Origin of the sequence: Methanoregula sp., assembly GCF_050010295.1 — an archaeon.
In the GTDB taxonomy this organism is placed as follows: Archaea; Halobacteriota; Methanomicrobia; order Methanomicrobiales; family Methanospirillaceae; genus Methanoregula.
This window is the reverse complement of record NZ_JBEKLH010000016.1, coordinates 1-5044: the sequence shown is the minus strand read 5'-3', so window position 1 is coordinate 5044 and position 5044 is coordinate 1. Positions and strand designations below refer to the sequence as shown.

Below are 5044 nucleotides of genomic sequence, written 5' to 3'. Positions count from 1 at the left end.
GAAAGCCTTGATGCCTGGGCAGTCCACGGCATGGGCGGCCTCTGGGGCGCACTCGCAACCGGCATCTTCGCGGCAGCAGCGGTCAATGGAGCTTCGGGGCTTCTGGAAGGAAATGTCCACCAATTCATTGCCCAGGTAGTTGGCGCCGGTGCTGCCTTGGTCTACGCATTTGTCGTAACATACATCCTCGCACTCATCGTTGACAAGACGATTGGATTGCGGGTGACGGAAGAAGAAGAGTATGTCGGCCTTGACATCTCGCAGCACGGGGAGCGCTGCGGATAAGGAGGGATTAGGAATGAAACTGGTAAAAGCAATCATTAAACCTGAACGATTTGAGTTCATTAAAAAAGCGCTTGAAGAAAAAAGCTTCATCAGCATGACCATCACGGAAGTCCGGGGACGGGGCGAACAGAAAGGAATATCCCTTGAGTACCGGGGAGGCCTGATGACCGTTGATATCCTGCCCAAAATCCAGATCGAGATCGTAATCAAAGAGAAAGATGTAGATTCAGTGGTTGCCATCATCACCGAATCGGCCCGTACCGGAAAAATCGGAGACGGGAAGATCTTTGTCATCCCTGTTGAGAAGGCGATCAGGATCAGGACCGGAGAGACGGAGGTGTAGCCTCGATCTGAAAAGAAAAACCGAATAAAATTTCTCCCTTTCCGGCCGGGGTTTCATAACCCCCCAGCCGGTCAGATAGGGCAGGGGGATATCCACAAAAATGTCCAACTAGAAACAAACGACCGGCTCCCTTTCAATAGGCCCGGCAATTTTTTGAGCATAACTATGCGATCCCGTACAACTAAATGTGGCAACGGTGGTACGACCAATAGAGGAACTCAGCGGGTGAGTCCATGAAGATGATCTGGGCAGTCATCAGGCCGGGATCTTCCCAGCGGGTGATCGATGCGATGGAAAAGGCCGGCATGAGTGCGATGACTCGGCTTCCCGTGACCGGGTATGGGAAAGAACTGGGAATCACTGATCAGCCTGTCCATTATTCAGAGATCCCAAAAGAGATCCTGATGATAGTACTTCCAGACAATGAAGTGGCGAAAGCGGTGATAATCATCAGAAACGAAGCCAGGACCGTCAGTTCGACAAGCACAGATGAGGGGACGATTGACGAGGGGAAGATCTTTGTGACCTATGTCGATGAATCATTCACGATCCGCGCCACTTTGAAAACGATTGGGGCCCCGGGTCCATGAAACAGGTTATCGCAGTAATCCGGGACGAAGCTGTCGAAAAGACAAAACATGCTCTTGCAGCCGCAGGTATTAAACGAGTAACATATCTTCATGTCACAGGCCGTGGACAGCAGAAAGATACGATCCGCGTACCTGACCCTGAAGGTACCGCACAACGGAATTTAGGTATCCATCCACTGCACAAGCGGTGTCCAGTCAGCGGGTTGGACAAGCCCGAAGAGAAGGAATATGAGCTGGGGTTTATTCCCCAACGGATGCTGATGATCGCTGCAGCTGATGAAGATGTCCGCTCCATCGTCCAGCTGCTCATCAACGCCAACCAGAGCGGGCGCCAAGGCGACGGTAAAATCTTCATCTGTCCCGTAGTCGGTGTGATAAGCGTACGTACAGAAGAACCGGGTAACCTGACGTCATCATGAGATGCCTTCCGATACAGTTCCGGTGTTTTTTCTGATCGGCATGCCACGTCACATTCACCACCTGCTCTTGAATCTCTCGTAGTACCAGTATCCGGCATTGTCCATGCCGCGCCTTATTGAGGCAGCTCCCTGCAACGGGGTCCGTGGCTGAAATTCCGACCCGTTTCCCAAATTTACTGCCAGAAAAGATCCTTACTAATCTTCATGCCTGCTGTTGTCACCGAACCGGTACCGGTCTCCGGGGACAGATATCTCGAAACATACTCCCCCTCCCTGTTCCCCGGTCTCCTTGATTCCCATACCGGAAAATTCGAGGATGTCATGTACAAATGCCATAAAAAAGTCCTCGGCCTTGATGATAGTGCCAGCTGACAGGCTCTCTTTCTGAGTCAATGGAATACCGGCACTGTTGTCCTGATAGAAGAGGGTCAGACCTTCAGTGGTTTCTTTGTACCAGATGTGGATTTTTGGGGAGGTATGGAGATTTTTTATCGTGTTTTCAATCAGGAGTGAGAACATCCTTCCAAGGATCGGATCGCAGAACAGTTCCAGGGAGCCAACGTCAAGATCCATCTGGAGAGAATCCACCTCCATTATAGCGATGACTGTACTGATGGTATTCCTGACATTTTCCCAGTGGTGAGGCTTCATACCGATCTGCTGGTATTCGATCGAGCACTGGATCAGCCCGTGGATCTGCTTGAGAATCTCCTCTTCTTTTTCAATATAGAACCGGGTGTCCTCATCTGCAGCCAGATCTTTTGAAAGTTCAACAAACCCGCGGATTCCGGTAACCTTGTTCTGTATCTCATGCCAAGCAATGATATTCATGAGATGCAGTTTCCGGTTGGAGAGTTTGAGCGCATGTTCTGCCCATTTCTGACCGGTGGTGTCGTGGACCATATAGGCAAACCGCTGGTGTCCGCGTGTCGATGTCCCGAGATAGCAGACCGTTGAGGAAAGGCAGCGTTCTCCCTCGAGGGACCGTTTTACATATTCAAATGTGACCGGCTTATCGATATGGTGGCTCTCTTTCACGCGTTCGATCCATAGGAGATTGTCTTCCGAAAACGTGTCCGTAAACGGAACAGTTCTGGCAAATTTTTTTATTTCTTGCTTTTTCCATGTATCAGCGGTAGTTGGACTGTCCGATATGTCAGTAATGATATTTTCCACGATCTCGGCTATCCCCCATATAATGTCAGTATTACCATCGAAACTGTGGAGGACCGCACCAACCTCCTCAAATGGCGGTTCCGCATGATTCCGCCCGGTAACCTCTTCCACGGTCTCAACAGTCCCGATAACGGCACCGTCCCGGTTCTTGATTGCAGTTGCGGCGAAATGCAGCCATTTGCCGCCGTTAATCTGAGGGAAGAAATCCGTGGCTTCGTAGGCATCTTCTTCACGATTAGATGGGGAATATTTGTCAGGGTACCAAGCCCCTAGCTCCCTGTAATTCTCGTCAACAAGGAGATCGGCAAGGCACGGCCGTTGTACCGGATAGAAAGCCTTCCACTGCTCGGAGGTCCCGACAATATCCTCTGCTTTTATGCCGGTTACCTTTTCAAGGGCTCCATTCCAGCAGATCACATGGTGGTCCTGGTCTATCAGAAACTGGGGGACAGGAGAGATCTGGATTATCCGGCTCACAGCCTGGAGAATCTCTCTTGATGCGTCAATGATCTCTCCGGACGCGGTAATTTTGCCAATTGTGCTCTTTTCTGGTTCGATGGATGCAGTCATACCGATAACCTGATTCTTCATACCGGATCACGCATGATAATTTCCGCACTTGTTTCACCAGGTCCAGTGATATCCAATGAGGCGGGAATGAGCACATTATACTCATACTCATATACCTCAACAATGGTTCCTGCAATTTCCTGTGAACCGTAGTACGAAAGGGGTTCCGCCGGAGATTCCTGATATGCAGGCCAATACCCGAGACCGATGATCGTCTTGTTCCCATTCATTGTTATGGATGAAAATGCAGCTGGCCACCCGGTAGACGGCACCAGCTGCGGAGTGTGTGACCCGTTGTGGATGTGATGCTATGCTGGTACAGATCCACACACCAACCAATTATCAGACCAGTTCTAGTATATTGTTATCTGAATGTACGATTATAACATCATTAAAAATTTTAACATTATTAAAATTATACACAACTTTTATATTATAATTGAAATCTTTGTTCTCGATCATTTTATCGCCGGTCTGTTTCCTTTGCCACATGACCGTTGCCTAATCCGGGTCCAGACGGTATTATCCCGGTTTTTCCATGCGTCAGACTGAAAGGATAGGGATCACCATCACAATCCGATTGGTATGCGCGAGGAATTTTATAATCCCCCGTGATGATAGCAATGAAGAACCGTTGTTCCAGGACATTCAAGGCCAAGGGCGGATGCCATCTGGTCGATGTCCGGCTCACCGTACAAGGGCAGGTCCCGTAATCGCATTTCAGGAGGTTTTTTCTCATATGACAATGAGGTTATCATAACACCCGGTGAAAGAATGAGCGATCTCCTGAATGTCATTTCAGCTTCCGACAAACGACGGAATCTCCTGATACTTCTGAACAGCGGGCCAAAGGAATGGGATGAAATCAAACAGACCCTCAGGGTCACTTCTACAGGCATGCTTCCGCAGGTAAAAATTCTCGAAGAAGAGTACCTTATTGAACGAGATGGCAGGAAATTTTCCTTAACACCCATGGGAAGGGTGCTTACTGCGCACATGGAGCCCCTGATCAGGACAATGGAAGTGTTTGATAAGCATAAAAAATTCTGGAACGAACATAATATCGAAGTACTGCCCCATGACATTCTCCTCCATATCCGAGAACTCGGGAACTACCAGATCATTGAAAATTCGGATGAGGAAATTTTTGATATTAACATCTTTTTGAAAAATATTTCGAACTCGAAAGTCATCAAGGGCATATCCCATACGGTCCACCCGCGGTACCCGAATTTCTTCCTGAACCTTGCGAAAAAGGGTGTTGAGTCCCACCTCATCCTGACGCAAGGTGTGTTCAAGGTCGTGAAGGAGAAATACCGTGATCTCCTAGAGGAATGGCTGAAATGCGACAAGGCTAATCTGTATGTGCAAAAGCATGACATCAAGTTCTCCTTTGTTGTCTCGGACTCCTATTTTTCCATCTCATTATTCTATAACAACGGCGTGTTCGATTCCAAAAACGATTGCGTAAGCTATGACGCTTCGGCACGGAGATGGGGAGAGCGGATCTTTTCGCATTACATCAAACTATCAGAAAAAATTTGCTCTGTAGAAAACCTCTATCCAGACAAATTGTATAAACCTGTCAAGGTTAGCGAGAATGATCTTGCATGAAATTTCTTTCTTCTGAATCTGGAATATTCGTGATTTCAGGTCAGCTC

At 48.4% G+C, this 5044-nt stretch carries 5 protein-coding genes and 1 pseudogene; 5 read left to right on the top strand and 1 reads right to left on the bottom strand.

Translation table 11 applies throughout. The features are described from left to right. The 4 genes and pseudogenes from ABSB80_RS13140 to ABSB80_RS13125 form a co-directional block, all read left to right on the top strand. Positions 1–285, top strand: a pseudogene (locus ABSB80_RS13140) (ammonium transporter); the annotation flags it as partial. A 13-nt stretch (positions 286–298) separates the two neighbouring features. Then, positions 299–628 (top strand): P-II family nitrogen regulator, encoded by a 330-nt coding sequence (locus ABSB80_RS13135; protein ID WP_428371086.1) that lies wholly within the window; start codon positions 299–301, stop codon positions 626–628. A 233-nt stretch (positions 629–861) separates the two neighbouring features. Then, the gene (locus ABSB80_RS13130) at positions 862–1218 is read left to right on the top strand and encodes a P-II family nitrogen regulator (protein WP_428371085.1); all 357 of its coding nucleotides are present in this window, start codon (positions 862–864) and stop codon (positions 1216–1218) included. Further along, entirely contained in the window at positions 1215–1637 is a 423-nt protein-coding gene (locus tag ABSB80_RS13125; RefSeq protein WP_428371084.1) for a P-II family nitrogen regulator, read from the top strand. Before ABSB80_RS13130 ends, ABSB80_RS13125 begins: the two co-directional genes overlap by 4 nt. A 195-nt stretch (positions 1638–1832) precedes the next feature. Here ABSB80_RS13125 and ABSB80_RS13120 read toward each other — a convergent pair whose 3' ends face one another. Then, complete coding sequence (locus ABSB80_RS13120; RefSeq protein ID WP_428371083.1) at positions 1833–3404, bottom strand: hypothetical protein; 1572 nt, start codon at positions 3402–3404, stop codon at positions 1833–1835. A gap of 753 nt (positions 3405–4157) precedes the next feature. Between ABSB80_RS13120 and ABSB80_RS13115 the strand changes: the two genes are divergently transcribed. Further along, a complete protein-coding gene (locus ABSB80_RS13115; protein WP_428371082.1) occupies positions 4158–4997 on the top strand; it encodes a helix-turn-helix transcriptional regulator in 840 nt (279 codons plus the stop codon). Positions 4998–5044 lie beyond the last annotated feature (47 nt).

Excerpts from the sequence above, each read along its gene's own strand:
- ABSB80_RS13125 (WP_428371084.1), top strand. The coding sequence starts at position 1,215 with ATGAAACAGGTTATCGCAGTAATCCGGGACGAAGCTGTCGAAAAGACA.
- ABSB80_RS13115 (WP_428371082.1), top strand. The coding sequence starts at position 4,158 with ATGAGCGATCTCCTGAATGTCATTTCAGCTTCCGACAAACGACGGAAT.
- ABSB80_RS13120 (WP_428371083.1), bottom strand. The coding sequence starts at position 3,404 with ATGAAGAATCAGGTTATCGGTATGACTGCATCCATCGAACCAGAAAAG.
- ABSB80_RS13130 (WP_428371085.1), top strand. The coding sequence starts at position 862 with ATGAAGATGATCTGGGCAGTCATCAGGCCGGGATCTTCCCAGCGGGTG.
- ABSB80_RS13135 (WP_428371086.1), top strand. The coding sequence starts at position 299 with ATGAAACTGGTAAAAGCAATCATTAAACCTGAACGATTTGAGTTCATT.